Source organism: Desulfogranum marinum (genome assembly GCF_016918565.1).
In the GTDB taxonomy this organism is placed as follows: Bacteria; Desulfobacterota; Desulfobulbia; order Desulfobulbales; family Desulfobulbaceae; genus Desulfogranum; species Desulfogranum marinum.
Genome location: NZ_JAFFQD010000126.1, coordinates 1 through 1669 on the forward strand (window position 1 = coordinate 1; position 1669 = coordinate 1669).

The window sequence follows — 1669 nt, forward strand, 5'->3', positions numbered from 1 at the left end:
TTGATCTTTGACAACTGAACAGTAAACAAGCGGGCCAATTGATTTTGGTTTTTTTGAAGTAAGTAAGTCCAATCGTAAGTGATTGTGGCTAGGATATAAACTGGAGAGTTTGATTCTGGCTCAGAACGAACGCTGGCGGCGTGCTTAACACATGCAAGTCGAACGCGAACGGATTCTTCGGAATTCTAGTAGAGTGGCGCACGGGTGAGTAACGCGTAGATAACCTGTCCTTATGTCTGGGATACCCCACCGAAAGGTGGACTAATACCGGATGTTCTTGTTTTTCATAAGCGTAATAAGAAAAGGTGGCCTCTGATATAAGCTACTGCATGAGGAGGGGTCTGCGTACCATTAGCTAGTTGGTGGGGTAAGAGCCTACCAAGGCATCGATGGTTAGCGGGTCTGAGAGGATGATCCGTCACACTGGCACTGAAACACGGGCCAGACTCCTACGGGAGGCAGCAGTGAGGAATATTGCGCAATGGGGGCAACCCTGACGCAGCGACGCCGCGTGAGTGAGGAAGGCTTTCGGGTCGTAAAGCTCTGTCAAAAGGGAAGAAATGCATAATGATTAATACTTGTTATGTTTGACGGTACCTTTAAAGGAAGCACCGGCTAACTCCGTGCCAGCAGCCGCGGTAATACGGAGGGTGCAAGCGTTGTTCGGAATTACTGGGCGTAAAGGGCACGCAGGCGGCCTGATAAGTCAGATGTGAAAGCCCACGGCTTAACCGTGGAAGTGCATTTGAAACTATTAGGCTTGAGTATCAGAGGGGAAAGTGGAATTCCTGGTGTAGAGGTGAAATTCGTAGATATCAGGAGGAATACCAGTGGCGAAGGCGACTTTCTGGCTGAATACTGACGCTGAGGTGCGAAAGCGTGGGGAGCAAACAGGATTAGATACCCTGGTAGTCCACGCCGTAAACGATGTCAACTAGGTGTAGGGGGTGTTGATCCCCTCTGTGCCGCAGCTAACGCATTAAGTTGACCGCCTGGGGAGTACGGTCGCAAGATTAAAACTCAAAGAAATTGACGGGGGCCCGCACAAGCGGTGGAGTATGTGGTTTAATTCGATGCAACGCGAAGAACCTTACCTGGTCTTGACATCCCAAGAATCTTCTAGAAATAGAAGAGTGCTTTTCGGAGAACTTGGTGACAGGTGCTGCATGGCTGTCGTCAGCTCGTGTCGTGAGATGTTGGGTTAAGTCCCGCAACGAGCGCAACCCTTGCCTTTAGTTGCTAGCAGTTCGGCTGAGCACTCTAAAGGGACTGCCGGTGTCAAACCGGAGGAAGGTGGGGATGACGTCAAGTCCTCATGGCCTTTATGACCAGGGCTACACACGTACTACAATGGCCGGTACAAAGGGCAGCGACAGGGCGACCTGAAGCGAATCCCGTAAAGCCGGTCTCAGTCCGGATTGGAGTCTGCAACTCGACTCCATGAAGTCGGAATCGCTAGTAATCGTGGATCAGCATGCCACGGTGAATACGTTCCCGGGCCTTGTACACACCGCCCGTCACACCACGGGAGTCGGTTGTACCAGAAGCAGTTGACCAAACCTTCGGGATGGAGGCTGCCAAGGTATGGCTGGTAACTGGGGTGAAGTCGTAACAAGGTAGCCCTAGGGGAACCTGGGGCTGGATCACCTCCTTTATAAGGATATGCAGC

At 51.5% G+C, this 1669-nt stretch carries 1 rRNA gene; it reads left to right on the forward strand.

Annotated features, from left to right (window positions below):
* Positions 1-97 precede the first annotated feature (97 nt).
* Positions 98-1654: ribosomal RNA gene (locus JWH17_RS23150) — 16S ribosomal RNA — on the forward strand.
* The last annotated feature ends 15 nt before the right edge of the window (positions 1655-1669 follow it).